Genomic DNA, 25,570 nt, shown 5'->3' with positions numbered 1-25,570 from the left:
AAATTATGACTCCCTCAATAAAAGATCAACTTGTACGTGATATTCTTGTTTTAGAACATTCTATAACAAGTCCAAGAGACGATCGGGAAATTTGCTTTACATTTCATCAAGTCATTTCAAAATTGTTATCAAATGATGGTTTTAAAACTATACTTAATCCAAGTCCTGATACAAGTAAATTTGATTTCATGTGCACAAAGCAAGATTCTCGAGACAGAATATGTATTTCCCTTCAAAATTCAGGTAAAAGTGTTTATGAAGAGCGAGTACACGAGAGGGTATCATTTGCTTTCAACTATCCTTATAACCGTCTTATTTTGTTTGCGCCTCATGGTTTCACTTCAGCATGCTATCGTTTTATAAATAGTACTGATCCATTAAAAGTGGAACTATTAACCTTAGATGACTTGAAATCTTGGACATCTAAAATAGAAATAGAGTCTAACCTAAATACCCATGAATATGAAGACATCATCAAAATTGTAAGCAAAACATTTATAGAAAAGATAGCGGAAGATCCCAACTTTTTGTTGAAAATAGAATGGAGAGAATTCGAGAAAACAATAGCCGAGTTATTTGAAGGCTTGGCATTTGATGTGACCCTTACATCACCAAGCAAAGATGGAGGTAAGGATATTATTTTGGAGCTTGTCAAAAAAGGAATATCCATGAAATATATTGTCGAGATTAAGCACTGGAAATCCAAACAACTGGTAGGACAAAAATCTGTAAAAGAATTTTTAAAAGTAATTTGCAATGAAAAAAGAAAGAGCGGTTTGTTTTTATCAACATACGGCTTTACTTCAAATGCTTTCGAAGGTTTAACAGAGTTAGAAAGAAAAAAAATTAGATTTGGAGATCAACAAAAAATCGTCTCACTATGCAATACTTACCTGAAAGTTAAATCTGGAATCTGGACTCCTTTACAGGATTTGCAGGAAGTTCTTTATGAACAAACTTTTTAAAAACCATAACGAATAGTTGAATACAGTAATTCAAAATCTTACGCTTTAATATTAAACAATTTCTTCACTATGCTGCAATCGTGTTCAGAACTCTATTATGAGTGAACGTTCTTAACTTTATTAGCAATATCTTCTATCGTAATTAATCCTAATAATTTTTCATTTTCACTACCGCTGTTTGTAATAAATAATACATCGAGATTTCTTTTATGGATATTTATTTGATCAATAAACAAATCATAGGCAGTATAAATATCGCAGTCTCTCGATATAAATTTAAAATTTTTCTTAAACTCAATATCGACTATCAATTCTTTGATAATAGGATTTTCCACCATGATTTCATTCTGATTAATATTTTTTCCTAACCATCTTGAAATTGTATTTGTATTAATTAGCTCCGCAACCATTCCACCTTCGTCAAATACAGGAAATTGCGAAAAAGATTTTTCCCTCATTACGTTCAAAATTTTATCTAGTCTCTCGTTTTCGTTAGCTCCAATCACTTCAAAAGAAAATAAAGGAATAACCTTTTGTGGATTTAATAATTTTTGTAAAATCATGGCAAACTCATTAACAACTTCTCCCAGAGGTTCTGCAATATAATTGCCACCTAATTTAGGTGTGTGTGTTATAGCGTTTCTAAGTTCTCCATAATCTATCAATTTATCTCGGTACGATTTTATAATTGAATTTTTGCTACCTTTTATTTTTGAGGCAAAAGTTTCATGATTCTGATTGTTACCATTTTTTAGAAATTTATCAAGTTGATTATAAATATCTAAAAATTTTTCTGCATTTGTCATATTATTATCTTTTTAACAAGCACTTTGTATAATTCAAAAATTTACTGGCAAAACCTGCATTAAGGGTAGCATCATATATGTACAGTTTAAATTTTTTTATTCGCTTAGTCGAAAACAGCTTAAGATCATTTTGAGATAAAGTTATAAATACTGAGTATTCATAACTATCTTTATCTGCTTCCACATCTATCTCTGCGTTTTTAATCCATTTAGTATTGTCTTCAAATATTAGAATTACCCCTCGTTCATTTACATTAACCGTATTGCCATAAGCTCTTAAACTTAGATAATAAGCAGATGGTCTTCCTTTTTTTGAAACCTTTGTTAAAGATGCGGGAGCTAAATTGTTGCCTTCCGTCATTGGGGTTCTAATAGTTTTTTCATTGGTGAAATCATCATCATTTTCTGAGAGTTGGGAGCAAAAAAAATCTACAGGGTAATTTATATCAGCAACTAAAAAAGGGAAGTTATGTTCAAACTTTTTATCGTATTTATAGTAAATGGTTTGGGCTTTTACTTCATCTTTCAAGATAAAAATAGGAGAATCAAAATAACCTGAGTTTTCTGTATTAAATGTTTTTCCGTCTTTGCCAATAATATTTTCAATAATGAAAACTCTATTTTTTAAAGAATCTTTTTCCGTTTGAAAATTATATGCTACTGAGGGATATAATACCTTATTATCATAATCTTTTTGAAGATCTTTTAGATCACCATAAAAATTGTGACTAAAGTTGACTCCAATGAGATCTTGTTTTAATTTTACCTTTGTATTTTTATAAAGTACAAAATCGTTAGCTAAAAATATATCTTCAAATTTTTGGGCGTATGTTTTGATACATGAAATAGTTGAAAATACAATAACAAAGCAAAGTTTCAAAAAGTTAATTTTGATTTGTATAAATGTCTTCATGGTTTTGAAATATTCTTAAATTTAAATAATAAATCTTACTTTACAATACTATAAAAAAAATATTATTAAGTTTTTTTTTAATCATTACGCCATAATACTTAACTATACTTTTTAAATAATTGTATTACATTATTATAATCTAATTTCCTACTATATCACTATCATAATGGCTAACAAAATTCAAAAAAAAAGTAGTAAATATTTTAGACTTTATTTTAAGAAATTAAAAGAATTGGATAAGATGTAGAATAAAGAAGCAGCCTATCGGCTGCTTCTTTAAATTATTATTTTTTTGAAATTAATTTCTGATTCAAAATTCAAATGATGTACTGAAATCATTTTTAAGAATGATGAAAGCATCAAACTTTTTACCGTTCTTGCTTTTCATGTTTTTGATTAATGATGTTTTGTTTTGAGTTAATAATAAGGTAAGATCTTTAATACTGAGTTGAACTCCGCATATAATTCTGAAGAGAATCCAACCGCATTGTTCATCTGGGCATTTGACAATTTTATCCTTGATGATAAGATGATGCTGTTGGCATTTGGGACATTTTAATTGTGGTATATTTTCCTGAAGAATATGAAGAGATAAGAGTTCATTGGTGATTTCTGCTGTGTAGTGTTGGATGTCGTTGATGAATTGGGTTTTATTGAGTTCACCTTTTTCAATTCTATCCAGTGCTATTTCCCACTCTGCGGTCATTTGGACATTGGCTATTTTTTTGTCTTTGACAAGGTTGTAAACCTGTAGGCCTTTATCTGTAGGATGCAGCGTTTTGCTTTTCCTGATGATATAGTTTCTGCTGAGCAGGGTTTCAATAATGGAAGCTCTGGTGGCTGGGGTTCCGATGCCTATATTGGATAATGCTTTCTGTTCTTCTTTGTTCTCAATAGCTCTACCAGCATTTTCCATCGCTGATAAAAGGTCGGCTTCTGTGAAAAGTTTGGGAGGCTGGGTTGTTTTTTCAAGTAAGTCGGTTTTTGAGATCTTCAATTCATCTCCGATTTTGAATTCCGGAAGTTCAGTAAGGACTTCATTTTTATTATTGGAATTTTCATTGTCAGACAGAATTCCTTTGATGGCTCGCCAGCCTTTCTCTAGGATTGTAGAGCCTTTGATCTGGAATTCATAATGATGTACTTTTATCAGGATTTGGGTGACTTGTTTTATACAGGTATGGGATAAGGATTCTAATAAACGGTAAGCAATCATCTCATAAATGGCTTTTTCCGTAGCACTAAGTGCAGAAAGTGTTTTAGTGGTTATGAGTAATCCGTGATGGTCGGTAACTTTTAGATCATTGACGATCCGCTTATTGAAATTTCCGAATTTTAAAGTTGATACAGCCGTTTTGAATGAGTCCGATGTGTTGAGAATTCTGACCAGTTCAGGAATCTCTGTCCATAAATCTTCAGGAATATACTTGCTGCCGGTTCTTGGATAAGTGATGAACTGTTTCTCATAGAGGGTTTGGGCTGTTTGTAAAACCTCATCGGCAGAAAGTCCCAACTTTCTGTTGGCTTCTTTCTGTAATTCTGTGAGGTCGAAAAGTAACGGAGACTGTTCCTGCACTGTTGTAATAGATACATCCTCTACAAAAGCTCTCCCCTCCCGCTCTATGGATTTCTGGATTTGTTCTGCCTGCTTTTTTTCTTCCCATTGTAATAGTGAGAGGCTGGTGAAGTCTGTATATTCTTTTCTATGGTTCAGCTGGATTTGAAAGTACTTTTGCTTGGTGAAGTTTTGATGCTGAAGAAACCGTTGACAGATTAAAGCAAGGGTCGGTGTTTGCACTCTGCCTAATGAATAAACATCTTGGTTTCCTGCGATGGTTAATGCCTGGGTAGCGTTAATTCCCACCAGCCAGTCCGCTTCGCTTCTGGCTTTAGCAGCTTGATACAAACCATCAAAGGTAACGCCTGGCTGAAGATTCTTAAAACCTTCTTGTATTGCCTTTTCGGTAAGGGAGCTGATCCAGAGTCTTTCAAAGGGTTTATTGCATTGTATGAAGTGATAGATATAGCGGAATATCAGCTCTCCTTCCCTTCCAGCATCTGTTGCGACAATGATACTGCTGCATTGATTGATGACTTGTTTTATGATGTTGAGTTGTTTTAAAGCCGAAGGATCAGGCCCATCGCCTTTTGCTTTCTTTAGTTTTTTAGGAGTTAGAATAAAAGGATTCGGAAAGATAGGCAAAGAGGCTTTGTTAAAGCCTCTTATACCATAATCTTCCGGCATTCCTAATGCGATCAGATGTCCTAATGCCCAGGTGACACAATATCCGTTACCGGATAAATAACCATCCTTCTTTTCATGGGCTCCTAATAATTGTGCGATTTCTCTTGCAACACTCGGTTTTTCTGCGATGATTGCTATCATATGAAAGATTTAAATGATTATTATAGTTTTTGCCTTCTTGGTTTTCTAACCTTTTTTTGCTGATCCTCCTGCTGTTTATTGGTAGGCTGCTGCTGTTTTGATGCTAAAGGCTCCTTCACATTTTTAGTAGATTCATTGGTTTTACCATGGGTGTTAACCGCTGTTTGGATTTTATGATCTTCTGTAGGTTTTGCCTCTTCTTTAAGTTTATTAGGATGAGTGAATGAAAAGTCGGTTTTGGAAGTTTCTTTGTTGAAGGTAATATAGCCTTGATAGGCTTTACCTTTAGCATCGGTAAGACCGTCAACATAAACGGTCTGTCCCGCTTTAAACTTTTCATATTGTGAATCGTCCAGTTCTTTTCCTCTGAATATTTTGGATGCTTCTTTATCCGTAGGTTGAGTTTGTTGTTGGTTATGATGCTGTTGTTGACTTTGCTTCGGTGCCTGGTTATTGTTGAATAAAAATTCCACATACCGCTTATCCGCATTGAACTGTACGGTGGCATCAAAAAGTTCACCTTTTTTAGAGGTCATACCTTCAAGGTACAATGGTGCTCCTTCCAGTAAGGTTTGTTTCTGATGTTCATCAAGCCTAATTCCTTTAATTTCATCAGGAATTTTCATGTACTCCGCTCTATAGGCCACGAGTTCATTGGTTAAACGGTCACGGCTGATTACTGATGGAATGATTTCATCTGTTTTAGGATTGACAAGATCTACTACCCTGCCCATATTCCCGGTTTCTTTCAGATTCTTTTTGTCTTCATCACTAAACTGATGACCTAAGAATTTATTGTTAAGGTTAGGCTCTTTGCGGATTCCATGCAGATGAACGGTAACCTGTCCGGTATCTCCTGTTTGAAGGGATAACCGGACATCCATTTTGCTCACTGCCGTTCCCAGATTAATGGATATCGGGATTAATGTATTGGTTTTAAAACCTCTGAGTAATGCATCCATCGCATTCATTTTTTCAAGCTTCTCCTGATTAAGTCCGAATTTTCCCATCGTTTTCCAGTCGATCTGTTCCGGCTTAAAACGATATTCCTGATTGTCTGTGTTGTTGTCCATTGTATTTTGATTTTTTGGATTATTGTTATATTGAGGTAAAACTTCGTAGTCTTTCAGCTTTTCTTTTTCTTCGGGGGATGCCTGATCGATATATTTTTGAAGATCGTTAGCAGTATTAACAGCATCGTATTCTGAAACTTTGAAAAAGTTGAAATGCGTAGGATTTTTAAGCTGCCGGTAAAAGTTGGAAAAGAAATTGGAGAATAGATCGCCATGTTTATCTACCCTGATCAGCTGTTCATTATCCTTTTTTTCTTGTGGAGGAACCTTTTGAAGATTCCCATCCTGATCAACTCCCTTGACCATCTCAACCTGGTTGGTATGAATGTTCAGGACAAGGAGTGTGTCTGTTGATGGTTTAAGTTCATCAGGTTCCTGAGAGTTTATCAATTCATTTTCCATTGTATTTCATTTAATGGAACCAAGATATTGGCTCAATTAAGAAAATCCTGAAGATTGGAATAGTGATGAATGATTTGGCTCTAGATGTCTTGTTACTATCAAGAGTTTAAACACTCTCTGATCAATTGATGGACATCAGAAAGCTTATAGTACAGCTTTCCGCTGATTGTGTAATACGGCAGTTTTTTGTCAGTCCGGTACCGTTGTAATGATCTGGAACTTATTTTTAAAAGCTGTAAAACATCCTGGTTATCCAGAAGCTGTTCGCCGTCTATTTCAATAAATTTCGACTGGTTCTTGAGCATCTGTTCTTTCAGTAGGTCAAATCTTTCCATGATTCTCTCCATCCAGGCTATAAATTCTGTTTTTTCGATATTCATAACTGTGATTTTTATGATTGCTGGTGATGTAAAATTGGACAACAGAAATCATATAAAATCACTACTTTTTCGTAGTAACGAAAAGATTTATTTTATTAGCAGTAAATCTTTTATAAAAAAAATCGATATTTATAGTAAAATAATAAAGACTGTGGACATAGCCGAACAGCTTTTTGGAAATGGTGCTGAAAGATTTCAGACTGTGTTGAAATTAAAATAGCAGAACTTAATTGAAACTTAAAGATTTGACGAGGAGCAATTGGGCTTCTAGCTAATAGACCAGGTTTTGAACGGCTATTTACTAACTGGATAAAGAACTCAATTCACCATATTTTGACTATGTTTTAGTTATGATGTTTCACGGTGGAGACGATTTCAACATCAAGACCAAGCAGGATATTATACTTACTTGTGCAAGGAGCATGGGATAGACGTAGAGGTTTTACTGATACAAGTAATCAAAAGATGGAGCAGAATTATTAATTACAGATTGTATTAATTTGTTCATCCAAAGTAACTGTCCCGGAGTGAGCTTTACACTAAAAAGACTGCACAACAAAAATAATGACAAAACCTTTTTCATACATTGGTGTTATTAACCATTTAGAAGATGCTGTATCAAAAGGATTTTCCTTTGCTCCCATAAAAACAGATCCTATCCTTTTATACATCATTGGCTTCGGTCTATGTTATTATTCTTATGTAAAGGTATAATACATAAAAATACATTTTTTATGGGTTCCAATAATATAAAAACACCACCTCTTTAAGGTGGTATTATGCTATTGTTTTGTTAAAATAATTTCCTTTGGTATTGGTTCTGGCCTTTGATCTCCCGGTTTACCATAATAGAAGCAATCAGGCTCTATTAAATCACTAGTCTCTGCAAATTTTAATTTTAATTGCGTTTTTGTGGTATTTGTAAATTCAATAATTAAACCTCCGCTCTTTAAGCATAAATCAGGATCAATATACTATAAAACATACTTTCCACTGGGTGATATTTTAACTCCCTTAATTTTAGATTGAGTATCCGAAACATTTAAATTATCAAATAAAATGTTTCCATTAGAATCTTTAACTTGAAACTTTCCAATTAATATATCTTGATAATATGGATTGTTTTGTAGATGAGTAAAATAATATTTTATTTTTTTTTAAATTAATTAGAAAGGTTTTATTTTTCCAAGTTCCTTTCCACGAGCCTTCAAATGCAGGAAGTTGTAAATCGTCAGCAAAAAGTGGACATTTGATATTAAAAAGTTAAGGTAGTATTTATAATGAATACACTTATATACTCTTGGCATGTAGATAAAAAGGCTTCCTGTATTCCTCTCTTCTCCGTAAATAATAGTATTATCAACCTTAGCTGATATATAGATATATCTTTAAAAAGAATCTTTGTATTATAAAAATATTTAAATTTGTTTAATAGCCATCAAATCTTAATTATCATATATACAGTTAAGAGTGACCAAAAATATTAATATTGCACATTATACCTTGCATATTTCATCTTTAATTTAAAAAATATAAAAATGAAAAGAAGAACATTGCTTTTAGTATTTTTTTCCGCTTTTGTATAATTCTCAAATTGAACTTAATACTACCCATCTTCACTTTTTATTTATTTAGATATTGACGCAAATTAGTTAGATCCTTGATAATATTAAGTCATCAATATAGCCAGTACAAAATAATGCATAAAACTTATTAACTAAGGATTATTGGCTTAGATATGGTACAACAGAGAAAGTATTATCAACATACCACTTACCGGTTACACTTTTGTGATTGTTCCACGGTGTTGAGCATAGTTATGGTCCCTTATTACCATTTGATAAGTTACACCATTATATGTAATCAATTACATTGATTGTAATATCTGGAATGCTATTTAAAACTTTAAATTTACCATGCTTAATCCATAGTAGTAAAAAATAAATAGAATTATCCTTACTTTAGTAAGCTTTCAAGCAAGCTTTTATCATTGAACGCGCTATTAATTTTTACGATGCATTTTCTATCTTTCGCTTTGAGAAACATGACCATTTACTATATCCTTCGTTATAATAAAAGTTTCCTTTTCTCTATTTAGTAATATCTACACCCGCCCATCCTTTGTCAGACAAGCATATTAAAACACATAATCAATAGTGATTCAACTATTTAAAATTCTTCTAACTATCATACAACTAATTTCTAAAAAACCTCATAAACATGTAGTCTCCTACTGCTCCTACTTCAGAAGCATAAAACATTCGGGTAGAAAGATTATAGGATTTAACCGTTGTACCATCAGCAGGGGATGGATCATAGGTGTCTAACTGCATGATTGTTCCCTCAGAGTTTTGAGATCCATAACTATAGGTTTCTACCCAAACATTGGGTTGTAATGTATATGGACCATCATAAGTTGTACTAGAATTACTAGTATGTCCCCAAACGGCAAAATAATAAGCATAAATTGGATGGCTACCTATATTCCTGAAGGAAATCGTTCCAGCAGTATTTGTTCCATTATATCTAACTTGAAGATTTCCTAATTGTATAACAGAATTTGTAGCTGTACTTGCATTAATAAAGCCCTGATAATTTACACTTGATCCACTTTGAGTGCCAGTTGTTTGATTGGTTTTATACCATTTTGTACCATCGTTATAGTATATTCCAGGAGTTACATCATTAGGAGATACTCCGGCAGAAGCTGTATTGTATACTAACATTCCTGCAGTATGTGAAGATAAAGGAGCACTGGCATTCGTACCTGTAAGAGCAATTCGAGGCATTAAAAACCCTTTATTTGGTGCAGATGTGTCAAGGATAGCATCATTGTTGGGAGCTGTGGTTCCAATTCCCACGTTTCCGGGACCACTAAATCTTAAAGTATTGCCTCCTAAATCTACATTTCTATTACCTGTAAGGCTTCCGTCGGTTGTATAAATATTAGCACCCGATGATCCGCCACCGCCGGCAAACTTTTGCCATGTACTGCCTTCAAAATAATAATAACCTGTTGTATTGATATTAACCGCTTGCCCTGTTGCCGTTCCTGTAGAAGCATCATTTACATAAATAAACGTTCCATTTTGAACTCCCACCATAGTCGAAGCTTTTAATCGGTCAACCCTAGGAGCAATAATTCCATCAACACTTGTTGTAGATGTATTTTTAGCAACGACATCTAAGGTAGCCCCTGGTGATGTTGTATTAACACCAACTTGTGCATTTAAAAATGAAATCCCTCCAAGGATTCCAAATAAAAAGGTCTTGTTTTTCATTTGAATAGTTTTAAGTTAATATTTTCTCAAATAATGTAATTTGGATTTGTTAAGCTACTAGGTAATATTAAAAAGCATATTTTATTAGGAAAACAGGCGAAGGAGGAGTATAATTTTGTGTTTTTAGAATCATTTTCTTGGATTCGCCCGTTCCCTAATTAAGCATTCATCAATATAATTATTTAGAATATTGTAACTCAACATTCAATGTCTGCTTATAATCCTTGCCAAAAGTAAAAACTATTAATTTAAATCTAAAAAATATAAGTATCACATTAATATCACTAATACAATTTTATTAAAATTTTTCATCATACATATAATAATCAAACCTTATTACATGTAGCAGTACAACTGAATTTAACCAATACATTAGAACTACAGATATCCATTAATGAATCAATACCAATATTTTAAGTATCTATAAATGAAGTACTTGTATAGTATTTTTATACATACAAGCAATAAGAATACGATTGTTTACTTTATCATAGGCAATATCAGCCATTCCATTTTCATTTTCCATCAAAACGCTTATAGATTTTTTATCGGAGCCCAATTTCAATATCCGGGAAGATTTCCAATCATTCGACCATGAAGAGACATAGATATTATCATTCTTGTCAATTATTATTCCATCTAAATTTGAGAAAGGTATTGCTATCTTATCTTCTATTTTTCTACTCTTGGGATCTAAAATATATATTGCATTATTAGTTTCATTAGTTGTACATATATAAAGAAGTTTTGTTTTCAAATCATAAAAAAGACCATTAGGAGTTAAAATATTATTTTCTTTTAATAACGGATTAAAAGAACCGGAAACAATATTAACTTCATATACTTGATTAGCTCCTCTATCAGTCACATAAACCACCCCTCGTTCATCAACTTCAATATCATTCAACTGTATGGCACCTGGTATTGATATTGTTTTAATCAGTTTATAACTTTTTGCATCATATAATGCTACTTCATCAGACAATCCATTTTCTTTTGTATTATCTTGGTCAATAGCACATATAATATATTTTCCATAGCGTTTAATTCCCAAATATTGTCCTTTTCCTTCCTTTTTCACCTCAGTTGTTTTCTTTTTAGAATCAACAACAATAAAACCTCCAGAGCTTCCTCCAATATTGGATATATAATAAGTTTCTGTATTAGGATCAAAATCAACACTTTCCGGTTTGTTAAGAATTTGACCATAAGAATATTGAAATAATAAATGTAATGTTACCCATGTAACAGCTAAACGAAAACACATATCTTAATTTTTTTTACAAAAATCCACATTTATAAAAACATGTAAATTATCACATGAATATCTCTTTTCATTAAAGTATTTTAAACTTTCTCAAACTGTTTTCAAGAACATTTTAAAATATCCTATTACTCTCATAATTATTATTGTACATAAACAAGAATATTATTAATTTTATCATCATTGTACTGTTATTTGTAAATACGAGATATCACATATATATCACTTTTAACCAAACGTCATAAAGTATTTTTTGATATTTCTATTTTTGCTGGCCTAAATTCATACTGTTCGTATAACTTATTAGAAGGTATGATATATAGAACTAATTATCACTATAATTTGTACACATGAAAAAAATTCCATATTGTTTTTTGCTATTATGCATTTTTGTAAATCTTCATAGCCAAGAAATTGATCCCCATTTAGTAACTCAGCGAGCTTCTACTAATGAAACAAAAGAAATTAAGCGTTTTTTAGCTCTATCTAAAAAGCAATACGAGGAAATGGATTTTAAAGCCAGCCAAAAAAGTGCCAATAAAGCCTTACTAAAAAGCCAAAAAATCCATTACTCTTATGGCATCGCATACAGCAATTTTTATATTGCCCAATCCCTTTTTGACATCGGGAAACCAAATATTGCTCTACAATATTTATTAGCGGCAGAAAAAGAAGAGTATTCCCAGGAGAGCCCAATATTAATGTCTGATATTTATATAAAAAGGAGTAATATATATAGCTCTCTAATGATGCCTGGAAAGGCAGTTGAGATACAAAAACAAGGTTTTAAATTTATAAACAAAATTAAAGATAAAAAAAGCATAGTTCTACAAGAAATTAAAGCATATAATAATTTGGTTTATTTATATCTTGCTGAAAATAATCAGGATTCTATTCGGTTTTACTTAGCAAAAACTAAACATAATATTAATATCATAGGTGAGTCCAGGGTGCCAACAGAAGAAATTACTACAAATTATAATTTAATTGGAATATCCCAACTTTCAAATAAACACTATGACTCAGTAGAATACTGCTTAAAGAAGTCTCTGAAAATTGCAAAAGCCAGAAAATTCAAAAGTACAAACTTCACTTATTTAATTTGGGGAGATATGAAAAAGGAAATGAATCAACCTGATTCAGCGTTATACTACTATACAACAGCATTAAAAAATACTCAAGAGCTACGGCTCACAAAGGCATATCCCTTTATTTATCATCGCATTGCTGATGTTTATCAATCAAAAGGAAATATGGAAAAATCCAATGAATTTAATGCTAAAATTATAGATTTTCAGGATAAATCTATAAAACAGATTTCAAATAATCAGGAAGAGGCTGTTGAAAATTTAATTACCGATGAAAAAACGAAATCAAAAACCCATATAACTCAATATCTCATCTGGTTTGTATTATTAACTCTCATTATTTCGATCTTAATTTTTTATTATTTTACAGGACGACAACGTTTAATAAAAAACAAAATTAACATTCAAAATAGTATAATAGCAGAGAAAGAAGAAAAAAATTTATCACTAGAGCAGAAAATAAATGAAGCATTTGATGAAGTAATAAGGCTAGCCAAAGAAAATAGCACGGAGTTTATCAAACGATTTGATGAAGTATACCCAACAGTTATTCCTACTCTACTAAAAATAGATCCCAAACTTCAGACCCGGGAGCTTACATTTTGTGGATACCTATACTTAAATTTTTCAACTAAAGAAATTGCGCAGTACACTTTTGTCACTCCTAGAGCTGTTCAGCTTAGGAAAAACAGACTCCGTAAGAAGCTTAATATTCCTTCTGATCAGGATATTTATTTATGGATGAAAAACAAGGCAATGGATCATAATTAAACAACATTATAAATAATATATTGGTTTACAAATCATTAATTTAAAACAGAGAAAGGTATGTGATATCTATTAATTTGTAAAATTTGATTCCCTACCCTATGTTTGCTAGTATAAATAACCGTATATCTAAACTGTTATGAATAACGTAAAAGATATCCACATTGGAACTCTCATTAAACAAATAGTATTGGAGGATAAAATTAAAATATCCCGTATATGCACTTTCTTAAATGCTACGGAAGCGGAAATTAATGATATGTACAACTCTGAAAGCCTTGATTCAACAATATTATTAAGATGGTCAAAGCTTTTGGAATATGATCTCTTCAGAATCTTCTCACAACATTTGATTTTATATTCCCCACCGTCGAAAAGAGAACGAGAAAATGTTAAAAAAAATCTACCGTTCCTCAATTTAGAAAAAATATTTATACCAAAGAACTCATAGATTACATTATCGAAATTGTGATAAAAGGAGAGATGTCCAGAAAAGAAGTAGTTCAAGAGTATGGAATTCCAAAAACAACTCTATATAGGTGGCTGGTAAAATACAGTCCCAAAATCAACGAACAATTTTCAAAATAAAGTTAAAAGTATGGAAGATAAAAAAACATCAATTAATTATGGTAAAATTTATTTGGATATTATTTCTAAAAAATTTCCCGAAAAAGCTACAGAATTTGAAGAGGCATTACAAAAGACAACTCTTACTGCATTAGACATCATTAAAATAAATCAAAAAATATACGGATTAACTAATCAGGAATCGAATACACAAAGTCAAAAATTTCGTTCATATGATCGTGCTTCAATAATAGAAATGTTAGATTATCAAAAAAATAACCTTTTGAATAATACACAAACCGCTAAACATTTCAGTATCAGTAGAAATACTATTACAAAATGGAAGAAAAAATATTATTAATACTGAATTAGTATATTTCCCAAGACCTATAAGCAATATTTTTTCTATAAGCTGCTTTGAACACTTTATGGAAAATAATATCCCCTCTCTTAACTTCTGGGCTACCCATAAAAATAAAAAGTAACAAGGGAAAATTTTCTCATTTTATAATAAATAAAATATACAAAACTCATTTTCTGCACTTAATAATTTCGAGATACAGAGATAATCTTATATTTTTCAATTTTCCTAATATTCTTAAAGCTAATCATAATCACTAAAAGTTTTACTTATTATCCAATGAATAATTTAGCCAAGTTGGGATAGGAAACATCTAAAATGATATAAAACCAGAAATGTTACATTTCTGGTTTTACTTTTCCCAATATTCATATTCATTAATAGAAAATAAAAATACTGGGAAATAGATTCCCAGTATCAAACACAAAACTATGAAAAAAAGAACTCATAGAACATTTAATAATGATCACAAGTAATAAAAAAAACCTATAACGTAGGGCTATCTATCCCCCTATTCTATCTGGACATGCTTGTGTATTTATACACCGCCAAGCGAATGTTGCTCCTTCATCAATTGAAGTATAAATTTTCAAACAATTGTCTGTCATATCATATACTATCATTCCCTCTACAAAATCTGAAGGAGGAATTCCGACCGGATTTCCCAAGCTATTAAATTGCACCCTATTTACTACCAATCCTTTAAATTTAGATTCCAATACCAGCCAAGCCCCTTTTCTTGTCAAAGGCCAATGGTCAGAACCAACAACATCTTTTCCTTTATTCAGAGAGGATATCCCCATTTTACTATCCAAAGATTTTTTAGAAACTTCTGTAATTCCAGGTTTATAACAAAGACAGTCTGTTGTTATCACCTTAGCAGTAGGAGAGTTTTTGCTACCCTCACTGCTAGTAACAGTTGCATAATAATAATCTGTTTTAGAAGAAGAGGAAGCAGGAGGAATAAAAGTATTTGTATTCGCTCCATTAATAATAGTCCCTCCCATATTACTGTCTACAGAATTCTTAAACCACTGGTAAGATAAAACTTCAGAATCCGAAGATAATACGGAAACCGTAATAGGTGTCGGAACAGTATTTTTACATACTGTTTGAGTACTGGGATGAATAGACGAAATTTTTAAAGCAGATACAATACTGGCAGTACAAATTGATAATAACGAACCTCCATCTCCTCCCAATCCGCTAACTGTTAATTGAGTATAAGCTGTAGGAGCATGTATTTCGAATAGGCCACCGCCTCCGCCATGTTGTGCCCCACTCCCCGAAAATATCGCGTTATCTATAATGGTCGAATAACAACTGTTATCAGAAAAAATTGATACAGCCCCCCCATTAGAATTAAAAACAAAATCTTGATTATTAACTTCTCCCGTAGCTCCCAAAATAAAAATCAAATTATTAACGGGTTCATCAAACAAAAATGTAACCGCCCATTCAGTTCCTTCACTTGGTCCCAAAGGAGCAGTACGACCAACCCAAAGAGATTTTTCACTCAATCTCCCCCCACATGTTGGATAGCTGTCGTTAAAGCTGACCACATTTCCTGTTGAAACAGTTGTAACCTTAATCTCATTAACTATAACTTCACCGTTTACTGGTATATTTAAAGTCGGGCCCGGGCAATTAATCGTTTGTGCATGCAATCCCTTCAAGGTCACTAAAAAAATGAATAAAATGAGCCCTAGAAATCTATCTTTCCGCATTGTTAATTTCCTTTAAATTTTATGTATTAGAAACAGATATTACCCTTAATTGCTATTGATGCACTTACATACTTAAGTACATCTAATAATAAAAATTAAAGCAACATCATACTTAGTGAAGAGTAACTCCGGATTTAAGTAAATACACTTATATTAATAAATCTTCTTTTGTAAAACAAAGGTAAATCATCCAACTGATAATAATCTTAAGAAATATTATTCACTTTCTATTGAATTTAATGTTTTTTTGTATAAAAAAGCTCCAAGTAAAAGGAAGATTTTTCACCATTTATCTTTGTTCTATATACTTTCTAATATAAAATCTATACATATACGAAAGTATTTATCATATATATTATATTTTAAGAATTTTATCATATGTGAATTATTTACTTTTATGATATCTTATATAAAAGGCCTGGATTATTTTAATCCAGGCCTTTAAAAACTAATCAAATATTCAATATTAAAATAACACTATATTTCCGAATTTAGTATAAAGTCAGCAGCACGGTCTCCGATCATAATGCAAGCTGCGTTTGTATTACCTGTGTTTATCATTGGCATGATAGAGCCATCAGCTACTCTAAGATTCTTAACACCATATACCTTTAACCGTGGGTCGACAACTGCCATTTTGTCTACACCCATTTTAGCTGTACCCACTTGGTGGTGATCACTGACAGCATGGGCCTTAATAAAGTTTTCAAGATCTTCAATACTATCAACTTCAGCTCCTGGAGAAAATTCCTTTTTAATAAGCGACCCCATTTGCTTTCCAGTAACTAATTTACGAAGAAAAAGCGTTTGCAGTACAAGTGCATTCAAATCATCCGGATCTTCTAAAAATCTCGGATCAATAATAGGTTTATCATTGGGGTTGTTTGATTTTAGTTTAATTATCCCTCTACTTTGTGGGTGTAATAATGTTGAAACAATTGTAAAACCATTTTCAGGTGATTTTTCCATGGGATATGGAAATGTTATAAGAATTGGTTGCATGTCCGGTACCTTCATATCTGGTTTTGTTTTCCAAAAAAATGTTCCTTCCAAACCTTGGGCTTTAGACAGAGGAATATTTTCATGTGTCTCCCATACATGCGGAACATTAATATGGTCTTGTAAATTCTGTCCCACACCTGGTAAATGTACTTTAGAACTAATACCTACTTCTTTAAGATGCTCCTGATCTCCTATTCCTGACAGCATTAATATCTTTGGAGTATTAATTGAACCTGCACTTAATATAATATCATCTTTCGCATAAGCTTGTTCTTCATCTTCGGAAGAATCAATGGTATATGCTACACCAACTGCTGTTTCGCCAGAAAATACTACCCGAGTAACATTGGCATTAACCAAAACAGTAAGATTAGGATGATTTTTTAAAGGCTCCAGGAAAGCAACCCAACTACTCATCCTTTTGTTATCTTTAAGGGTTAACCATGTATGATAGGCCCCAAACATCTCATTACCATCATTATAATTTGGGTTATAAGGAATTCCCAAATCAACAGCATCGGCAATGAACGCCTTTGTAATATCGGTCGGTTGGGGATTTAAAGTTATAGGCAAATCACCCTTAGTTCCCAATTCATCCTTATTAATAGCATCCTCTTCAGGAATAAATTGCTCGAATCTTTTAAAATTATTTTTTACTGATTCATAATCCCAACCATGGTTTCCCAAATAGGCCCAGGTATCAAAATCTTGTTTTGCACCTCTTACATAGATCATTCCATTAAATGAACTGCTCCCTCCCAAAGTTTTTCCCCTGGGAAAGGGTAACCTACGATTATTAGCAAATTTTTGAGGCTCTGTCTCAAAGGCCCAATCAACATCCGAATTCCATAATGCTATAGATCCCATTGGATCATGTATTTCGGGTTTATTATCAATAGGCCCAGCCTCAATAAGCAAAACTTTTTTACCCGCGTCAAGTAATCTCCTTGTTAAAATACATCCGGCTGACCCTGCACCTATTACAATATGATCATATTTCTGACCTATAGTATTTTCTTGTTTTCCCATATAATTAATTATATTTTATAAATATGTTAGTATCTCTTATTAAGTAATTTAACATCCAAGGTTTAGTTAAACTAAAAATCTTGTCTTCCAACTATAATAGCATTTCTGCTCACTTTAAAATGTTGAGATAATTGTTGGGTATAAGTCTATATTTTTTTCTTAAAAATTCAAGAACAGCTCTCTATCATAAAAATCCAAATTCTATCACTCCGAATTATCAAGCTGTAAATTAGATGACACGGTTAAAAATAAATACTTACGGGAATCAATCACTCATTTATCCAAAGCACTGAAATAGAATAGCTTGTATTACAAAATTAGCTTATAGCATCAATAATTAACTTAAGATATATTAAGAGAATGATAAATCTAAAAACTTTATAAGCTTAAATAAAATAAAGAAGTCCATCTTTTTAAAAAAGATAGACTTCTGTTTTGAAAGAATAGGTAAAGAATAAAGAATGATCATGACAACTTACCTCCTATGATTAATAGCTATAACTGTAGCTATAACGCCATATCTTTTATGGTTTTTTTATGGTTTTATGGCTTCCAAAAAGACCATACACTCCCATTATAAACGGCTAACTGACGAGCTACTGTATCATACACCATCATTCCGGCAGAAGGATTGATGATATTTAAATGGGGACTAGCCACCTTAGGGAGAATCATGGCCTTATCACTGTCCTCAAGGACCAGAATACCCATAACAGCGCTTTGCTTACCAATACCCACCTTACCGTCTGCATTTTCTTCCCTATCCTTTTGATCGCTTAAATCTACAACTCCTCCCGGATCAACACTCAAATCATGCCATACACCACTACTTAATAATTTTACCTTTTTGTCTGTTGTATCAAATATAAAAGTCCCATTTTCGGTGATACCTGTCTTATCTTCTACATAAGGCAGGATAAGACCCCGGTTTTCTGCACCAGAGAACTCCAGAGAAACAGACTCATTAGTAAGCTCAGACTTTCCTATTGCTATTTGTCCATTATACAAACTTCCAATAAACAACATACTGATTAATAGTACTCTTTTCATTTTTATGGATTTTAGTTTATTTATTATAGGTTATCTTGTGTTCATCGATCCCGCTCTATTAATTATAATTCCAAGGGGATTATCCAGATCTTCCACTTTTTGTTACTCACAATAATATTCGCTCACCACTCCATTATGAAAATACAAATAAAGCCTCCTTTTATACATCCCCCACAAGTATTTTTTAGTAACATACATCCACTCATTACCCTTTTCTGCATCTGGAACTTTGGACATAAAACAAACTATTTCTTTAGGGCTTTTTCCTAATAAATGTTCTTCTATGAAAGCTTCATCAATACTCATTGAAAATATTTTATCTTTTGTTATCAATACTTCTATTTTTTTATTTTTTCCTATGAAAGCAAAACTTTCTATTTTACGATCTTATCATAACCTTCCCATAATATCCGTTAGGGAAGCCCTTCTTTCTATTATTTTACCCTCACCATCAATTAGAAAAACAGTAGGGGTACCCGATATACCGTAATTTCTAAAATTAACCCCTTCAAAACCTTTATAATCACAATATTTATCCTCCCAGGGTAATTCCTTGCCCTTTTCTTTAAATAACGATTCTGCCTGATCACCGGAGACAGAGATTATATGAACCCCTCTTGATTTTAGCATATCATATTTCCCACTAAGATCTTTTAAAAGATCTTCACAGGGACCACAATCTGATCGGTAAAAAAGTAATAGTGTTTTATCATAACCCTTTCCTGAAAAGGAACTACTTTTAAGAACTTTATATCCCGAAGCACGAAGATCAAGATCTGGAGCCTGCATTCCTACTGCTGCAGATACAAAAACAGATAAGGGGCCTTCGAAAGAACTTATCTTGCCGCAAGCCCTGATGATGGGCGTAATAGCACTGATAAAATCATCTCTCCCGTTACGGGTGAACGCCACGGCCAGTCTTTCTGCAAAATCCCTATACTCCGCAGGATTTTTGATTCGGGAGCTTACGGTTTCTACATCTTTGGCAAAGGACTTAGGATCCTCCAATACTAAGGCATGAATATCTGCCCAGGAAGCGATCACCTCCGTCCAGTGCCCGGAAGTATACAGGGCGTCCCAATCGAGATCCCTGGTAATATAATCACTGATGTTTTTTGCCTTTTCTTCCTCCGCTTCAAAAAGACCAGTTCCTATACCCTGGGTAATATTAATGATATTGATAAGGCCTGATGCATAACTCTTGTTTTTCTTTAGCTCTCCCTGATAATCCCCATAAGCCTGAACTTGAGTTTGAGCCTCTTTTTCAAAAATCAAATAGTTTTTATCCGTCTTTGAAAAAGATTTCGTGGCCTGGAGCATGGCTCCATATCTGGCGAAGATCGCCTGCTCTTTTTTATAAAGACTATTAAGCTCAGGGATTTCCGTATTATTGGTGTAGATAATGTTCTTATCCGTGGGCTTTTCTTCACTGCAGCTTACCGAGAAGCTGTGCCCCGGGATCAGCAGATCAAGTCCGCCCCCTTCTTTACTCCCGGTGATAAGCCAACGACTCATACCCCGATAGGGAGCATACTCCTTGGGAATATGTAAAATAAACTTCCCGTTTTCAGGAATTGTCCCTTGGAACACTGTTTTGGCCTCACTCCCCTGAAAGAGCACAAAATCGTAGCTCTTGCCTTTAAAATAAGGAAAATCCATTGCAATATCCTGCCCTTTGGATACCAAAAAGAAAATCCCTAAAATTAATACTATTATTTTTTTCATAGATAAAAATTATGATCTGTAAATTTTGATAAACTACATCTATAACACGGACTATTCTTAAAAATACACGATAAACAAAGCTCAACTATAAGTTAAGTATGGTAAGAAAAATCCAGTTTATCCCTAAACCGGGACATTAAATAGTAAAAAAACCCTTAGTGGCAAAAGCCACCAAGGGTTTGCTTAATATGAAAAATGAAAACCTATTCCTGAATACAACGAACACTGTACCCGTTTGTACGGTTTGTGATGACATTCACCCCGGTGCTACCAAAGTTCAAGTTGTAGGCGTAGGCACTTGCGTACTGCGTACTGCTCCAATAGTACCCGTTGTTGCCACGGCTGAACAGGGCTCCATTCACGTTGTTACGGCTGCCGGCGGCTGGCAGAAATAATGTATTTCCAAACTTGCCTCCACTGCTGTAATTCGTTGGGCTATTTGTCCAGGTCCCTGTAGTAGTGAAGCTATTATTAGCAATCACCTTCTGCCATTGGTCATTTGTAGGAACCCTATATCCTACAGGACATGGATCCTGCGCAGTCTTCGTTGTATCAGACCAGCTGTTATTAGGAAGCGGAGAACTAATCCATCCTCCAATAGCACCACTATTAGCCTGATCATCCGCCTGGCTTATATAACGTCCTGCCTGGCCTGTCTTAGCTCCCCATTGGTATTTAGCTCCGTGAATAGAGGCCGAAGGTTGGAAGGGATCTGCATTCATATCAGCCCCTAAATTATGACACATAAACGCCTTAAAGACTCCCGGTGCTATAAATGCTCCACACGTTACAATATGGATGATGATATCGCCATCATAAATGCCATTGTGAGCAAAAGGAAGCGTTCCCAAAACCATAGTATTTCCAGGAAGAAGCTTTAAGGCATTAAAACTACCATCCCCATCTACCTCAATACTCACCGCAATACTTCCCGAACTACTAAACGTTCCCGCAGGATAAGAAACCCTAAACTTATTAGTGTCTCCTCCCTGGCCACTTCCTGAATTATTGGAAATCCATGCGCTCGTATAAGCGTCATAACTACCTTTCCCTCCAGTATAAGGGACTTGAATCGTAAGCTTATTAGATCCGTTATCTACAACTCCCTGGACATCTCCTGTTCCTCCCAAATTCACAGAAGCAACATACAGGTTTTGAGGAAGAGTAAAACGGGCAGTACCCTTACCTACTATTTGGCTACTCGTACAAGAAAGGGAAAGCTTTGTCCAGACACCCGTAAGGGTACCATTGGCTCCCGGAGTACCCGTAATAGGATAGCTTATAACAACTGTCTGCCCAGAAGTCAAAGTAACATTACTCCCACTTACTGATCCTCCTGAAAAAGTGGGAGTACCAACCGTTAGACCTGTAATACCACTTAAAACCAAATCTCCCGAAGAAAAATTGATCGTCGCAGAAGAAAAAGAATTATTCGTTACCGTTACTTTATAACTGGCTCCTGATAAGGCTGAGCCCGAAGTGTAGGTACCTGAAAAACCGGTACATTCGGAAGTTACCACGGTAGAAGATGTTGTAGAGCCTACACAGCTCCAGTTAGGTGCTCCAGGAGTTCCCAAATTCAGGGATAAACAACCCGTAGAACCCACTCCACAATCTGTACAATAAACAATCAAACCGGAAACTGGGGATACAATATTATCCCTTTGTACTTTGGTAACACGAGGAGGAGCAAAACCCTGCGTCGTACTGCTTACATCTAATATTGCTGAAGCATCCGCTACTGCAATTCCAACACCAACATTACCGCCTGTAAAACCAAGGTTCTTTCCTGACAAATCAACCTGACGATTACCCGAAAGAGATCCATCTGAATCATAAATATTATAATCAGAGACTCCTGCACTACCTCCCAAAACCTGCCAGGCAGTACCATCAAAGTAATAATAACCAGCAGTGGTAATATTTTGAGTTACAGCATCTGGGCTACTTACTCCAGAAGTGGCATAAATAAGAGTTCCCGCCTGATCCAAACCATAACGGGAATTGCCTGATTGAATCTGATCGCCTGTTAAACGAGGGGCAAGAAGACCCTCCGCGCTACTCCCATCACTGTTTTTGGCCATTACATCTAATGTAGCCTTGGGATTCGTATTATTGATGCCTACCTGACCGCTCAAAGCAATACAACAAAAGCATCCGAAAATTAGTAATAGTGTTTTTCTCATCTGTGATAATTTATTAAATTATAAGTTGCTATTATATAATAATAAGTGTATAGAAAAGACCTAACTTTTTTAGAATTAAGATTTTTCTATAGATGTAATTTTAAGCTTTTGTGACTATGATTATTATTATTTTAATGAATAATCGCATTAGAACTATCTAAGATCAAAATGAACTTGAAAAAATTACCCTTCCCATATTGATCAAAAAAAATATCCTTAGTCACTACTATGTAATATCTTTTGCAAAATTACTACGATACAGCTCAAATACTCTTAAGATTTCTTAAGAACAGAAATCATTAACAATTATAGTACAATTAAGAAAACCCATTATTTTTTCATAACAGAATAATGTAAAGTTAAATAAAATTCATATCAAATCACAAATTCAGGAAATAAATTTTATTCATTATTACAATTATTCCAAAATAAGTTCTTTGATAATGGTAATATGCCCTGAAAATATATGATAAAAAGCTTCAAAGTTCTACGAACAAAGTAAACTAGCTAAAGGTCGTCATTTATACATTCATTCCCATCATAGAAATCTTATGAAATCCAATAAGTGATATTAATGTGATACTAGTTTGCTTTTAAATAATACAAGTGATTTTTACTTTTGTCAAAATTATCCTTTTAGTTAGAATATACTATGCAAAGAAACCACAACTTAATACTTATGAATTTGCTCAAACTCATTAGATAGATAAGATTATTTTAAAAATAAGCCCAGTCTCAGAATGAATAATTAATAATTCCATCCTTAAAATATAATTTTCATTATATTAAATGATTATCTATTTTGCATTCATCTGCTGCCGATCATTTGCACTAACAAGCTAATTAATAACAATTTATAATTTCCCTAATTAGAAACAAATATTCTGAATAGATATTGCTACGCAAAAATTTTATATTGTTTTACCCATAGAGCTTAAATTTTCTTAAGATATCTTAAGGATAGTACATCATCTTTTTGTCTAAATTTAAATATCATAGGCAAATATGTATCATATAGCATATTAAATACTTTAAGCCTGATATAATTTATTTCTTATACAACTTATCTGACTATATAGGGATTATATTAGAAATTAAAATAACAGTACTCTATTAAATAGAATCTTGTTGATCAATCATTGAAAAGAGATATGATAAATTATTAGTCATAATAACCTAAGTACAGTATATATAATAAACAATAACAAATGGTATACAAATTATTTTTAAAGCATGTCGAAGAATATATCAAAGTAGATGATGAATTAAAAGTATCTCTTACTAAGCTTTTTGAATATAGGAAAATAAAAAGTAAAACTCATTTACAATTGGCTGGAGAACCTTGTAATTTTATATATTTTATTATTTCAGGATGTCTTAAATCATACTATACGGATAAAAATGGGAAAGATCATATTCTCTCATTTTTATCCCCAGGACTATGGGCCTCAGATCTGAATTCATTTATCAATGGATTACATTCAGATTACTCAATAATGTCAATTATGAAAACAGAAGTCTTACAAATATCAAGACCCTCATTTGAGAAACTATTGGCTAATCATATAATAATGGAAACTTTCTTCAGAAATATATTGCAAGGAGCACTCACAACGCAACAGACCAAACTGGTAAACATCCTTTCTTTAACATCCCAAGAACGATATGAAAATTTTCTTAAATTATACCCCTCAGTTATTCAACATGTTTCGTATAAAGATATTGCCTCATACCTAAATATGACACCGGAGCACTTAAGTTTTCTACGTAAAAAGATGCTTAACGACGAAAAAAACAGCTTTGCTAGCACTTGATCTAATATAATATTACTTTTTAATAATAATTATTGAAAAAATAAACCAATAATACAAAAGGCTATTAACCGTTTTTTGTATTATTGGTTATTTTCAATTTTAAAGTGATAAGTTATTTAAGAACAAGAATTCCCAGAATAGCAGGGGGCTTAAATAACTTTGTGAAAAGTAGCATCTCTCTATCTCTTCTTTTTGACACTTCCGATAGTAATCTAAATAGTACTGTAGCTTTTTTCAAACCATTTAATGTAAGAGTTCACTGCACTCCTTACAAAATCTTTTGTGCTGCCTTCAATCATAACTCCATTTACAGAAAACAGCGCATCACTATTTGTAATATAAACCTCTGGCTGTTGCATGGTTGGCATATTAAGAAATACAAGACTTTGTCTTAAATGATGATTAGCTCCAAAACCCGAAATATTCCCAGGAGAATGACTGAAAATTGCTGCCGGTTTCCCGTTCCAAATACTCTTTCCGAATGGTGTTGAGCCTATATCAATTGCATTTTTTAAAACACTGGGAACAGATCTATTGTATTCCGGGGTTACAAATATAACACCATTTACACTTTGCATATCTGCCCTAAATCTTTCAATAGCCCAAGGAATATTTTTGTCGGTATCAAAATCTTGATTGTACACGGGTAATCCTTCCAAATCAATAATTTTAAATTCATATCCCTCCTGCGGGACAAAGGATTTAATTGTTTTGGCTATTTTTTTTGAAAATGAATCTCTATGCAAACTTCCTGCAAGAATTCCTATAACTTTTCCCATAATT

At 33.1% G+C, this 25,570-nt stretch carries 19 protein-coding genes and 1 pseudogene; 6 read left to right on the top strand and 14 right to left on the bottom strand.

Features of this window, described 5'->3' with window-relative positions:
* Positions 1–5: 5 nt before the first annotated feature.
* Positions 6–965 carry a restriction endonuclease gene (locus tag PFY10_19730; GenBank protein WBV56421.1) on the top strand — a complete coding sequence of 320 codons (960 nt, stop codon included), beginning with the start codon at positions 6–8 and terminating at the stop codon, positions 963–965.
* Positions 966–1,060: 95 nt separating this feature from the next.
* Here the strand turns inward: PFY10_19730 and PFY10_19725 are convergent, their stop codons facing one another.
* From PFY10_19725 to PFY10_19705, 5 genes are all read right to left on the bottom strand, one after another.
* Positions 1,061–1,771: a CBS domain-containing protein gene (locus tag PFY10_19725; protein ID WBV56420.1), complete on the bottom strand. Its 711-nt coding sequence runs from the start codon at positions 1,769–1,771 to the stop codon at positions 1,061–1,063.
* 4 nt (positions 1,772–1,775) lie between these two features.
* Entirely contained in the window at positions 1,776–2,684 is a 909-nt protein-coding gene (locus PFY10_19720; GenBank protein WBV56419.1) for a hypothetical protein, read from the bottom strand.
* Positions 2,685–2,994: 310 nt separating this feature from the next.
* On the bottom strand, positions 2,995–5,070 hold the full coding sequence (locus PFY10_19715) for a DNA topoisomerase 3 (GenBank protein ID WBV56418.1): 2,076 nt from the start codon (positions 5,068–5,070) through the stop codon (positions 2,995–2,997).
* Between the two features lie 20 nt (positions 5,071–5,090).
* On the bottom strand, positions 5,091–6,545 hold the full coding sequence (locus tag PFY10_19710) for a DUF3945 domain-containing protein (protein WBV56417.1): 1,455 nt from the start codon (positions 6,543–6,545) through the stop codon (positions 5,091–5,093).
* 98 nt (positions 6,546–6,643) lie between these two features.
* Positions 6,644–6,925: a helix-turn-helix domain-containing protein gene (locus tag PFY10_19705; protein ID WBV56416.1), complete on the bottom strand. Its 282-nt coding sequence runs from the start codon at positions 6,923–6,925 to the stop codon at positions 6,644–6,646.
* Positions 6,926–7,489: 564 nt separating this feature from the next.
* Here PFY10_19705 and PFY10_19700 point away from each other — a divergent pair.
* Positions 7,490–7,639, top strand: a complete 150-nt coding sequence (locus PFY10_19700; protein WBV56415.1) for a hypothetical protein — start codon at positions 7,490–7,492, stop codon at positions 7,637–7,639.
* Between the two features lie 1,481 nt (positions 7,640–9,120).
* Here the strand turns inward: PFY10_19700 and PFY10_19695 are convergent.
* Both PFY10_19695 and PFY10_19690 read right to left on the bottom strand, forming a co-directional pair.
* The gene (locus PFY10_19695) at positions 9,121–10,206 is read right to left on the bottom strand and encodes a hypothetical protein (GenBank protein ID WBV56414.1); all 1,086 of its coding nucleotides are present in this window, start codon (positions 10,204–10,206) and stop codon (positions 9,121–9,123) included.
* A gap of 421 nt (positions 10,207–10,627) precedes the next feature.
* Positions 10,628–11,473: an SMP-30/gluconolactonase/LRE family protein gene (locus tag PFY10_19690; GenBank protein ID WBV56413.1), complete on the bottom strand. Its 846-nt coding sequence runs from the start codon at positions 11,471–11,473 to the stop codon at positions 10,628–10,630.
* Positions 11,474–11,820: 347 nt separating this feature from the next.
* On the opposite strand from PFY10_19690, the gene PFY10_19685 reads away from it, so the two are divergent.
* From PFY10_19685 to PFY10_19675, 3 genes and pseudogenes are all read left to right on the top strand, one after another.
* Positions 11,821–13,329, top strand: coding sequence for a LuxR C-terminal-related transcriptional regulator (locus tag PFY10_19685; protein WBV56412.1), 1,509 nt, complete (start codon positions 11,821–11,823; stop codon positions 13,327–13,329).
* A gap of 136 nt (positions 13,330–13,465) precedes the next feature.
* A pseudogene (locus PFY10_19680) lies at positions 13,466–13,914 on the top strand (helix-turn-helix domain-containing protein).
* Between the two features lie 10 nt (positions 13,915–13,924).
* Positions 13,925–14,254 (top strand): helix-turn-helix domain containing protein, encoded by a 330-nt coding sequence (locus PFY10_19675; protein ID WBV56411.1) that lies wholly within the window; start codon positions 13,925–13,927, stop codon positions 14,252–14,254.
* 503 nt (positions 14,255–14,757) lie between these two features.
* Here PFY10_19675 and PFY10_19670 read toward each other — a convergent pair.
* From PFY10_19670 to PFY10_19645, 6 genes are all read right to left on the bottom strand, one after another.
* Entirely contained in the window at positions 14,758–15,981 is a 1,224-nt protein-coding gene (locus PFY10_19670; GenBank protein WBV56410.1) for a hypothetical protein, read from the bottom strand.
* A 477-nt stretch (positions 15,982–16,458) separates the two neighbouring features.
* On the bottom strand, positions 16,459–18,012 hold the full coding sequence (locus PFY10_19665; GenBank protein WBV56409.1) for a GMC family oxidoreductase: 1,554 nt from the start codon (positions 18,010–18,012) through the stop codon (positions 16,459–16,461).
* Positions 18,013–18,555: 543 nt separating this feature from the next.
* Positions 18,556–19,062 carry a hypothetical protein gene (locus PFY10_19660; GenBank protein WBV56408.1) on the bottom strand — a complete coding sequence of 169 codons (507 nt, stop codon included), beginning with the start codon at positions 19,060–19,062 and terminating at the stop codon, positions 18,556–18,558.
* Positions 19,063–19,164: 102 nt separating this feature from the next.
* Positions 19,165–19,395 (bottom strand): hypothetical protein, encoded by a 231-nt coding sequence (locus PFY10_19655; protein ID WBV56407.1) that lies wholly within the window; start codon positions 19,393–19,395, stop codon positions 19,165–19,167.
* Positions 19,396–19,452: 57 nt separating this feature from the next.
* Positions 19,453–20,787, bottom strand: coding sequence for a redoxin domain-containing protein (locus PFY10_19650; protein WBV56406.1), 1,335 nt, complete (start codon positions 20,785–20,787; stop codon positions 19,453–19,455).
* Between the two features lie 203 nt (positions 20,788–20,990).
* A complete protein-coding gene (locus tag PFY10_19645) occupies positions 20,991–22,973 on the bottom strand; it encodes an FISUMP domain-containing protein (GenBank protein ID WBV56405.1) in 1,983 nt (660 codons plus the stop codon).
* 1,208 nt (positions 22,974–24,181) lie between these two features.
* On the opposite strand from PFY10_19645, the gene PFY10_19640 reads away from it, so the two are divergent.
* Positions 24,182–24,787: a Crp/Fnr family transcriptional regulator gene (locus tag PFY10_19640; GenBank protein WBV56404.1), complete on the top strand. Its 606-nt coding sequence runs from the start codon at positions 24,182–24,184 to the stop codon at positions 24,785–24,787.
* Positions 24,788–24,999: 212 nt separating this feature from the next.
* On the opposite strand, the gene PFY10_19635 is transcribed toward PFY10_19640, so the two are convergent.
* Positions 25,000–25,566 carry an NAD(P)H-dependent oxidoreductase gene (locus tag PFY10_19635; GenBank protein WBV56403.1) on the bottom strand — a complete coding sequence of 189 codons (567 nt, stop codon included), beginning with the start codon at positions 25,564–25,566 and terminating at the stop codon, positions 25,000–25,002.
* Positions 25,567–25,570 lie beyond the last annotated feature (4 nt).

Origin of the sequence: Chryseobacterium daecheongense, assembly GCA_027920525.1 — a bacterium.
In the GTDB taxonomy this organism is placed as follows: Bacteria; Bacteroidota; Bacteroidia; order Flavobacteriales; family Weeksellaceae; genus Chryseobacterium; species Chryseobacterium proteolyticum.
This window is presented reverse-complemented; position numbering and strand designations above follow the sequence as displayed.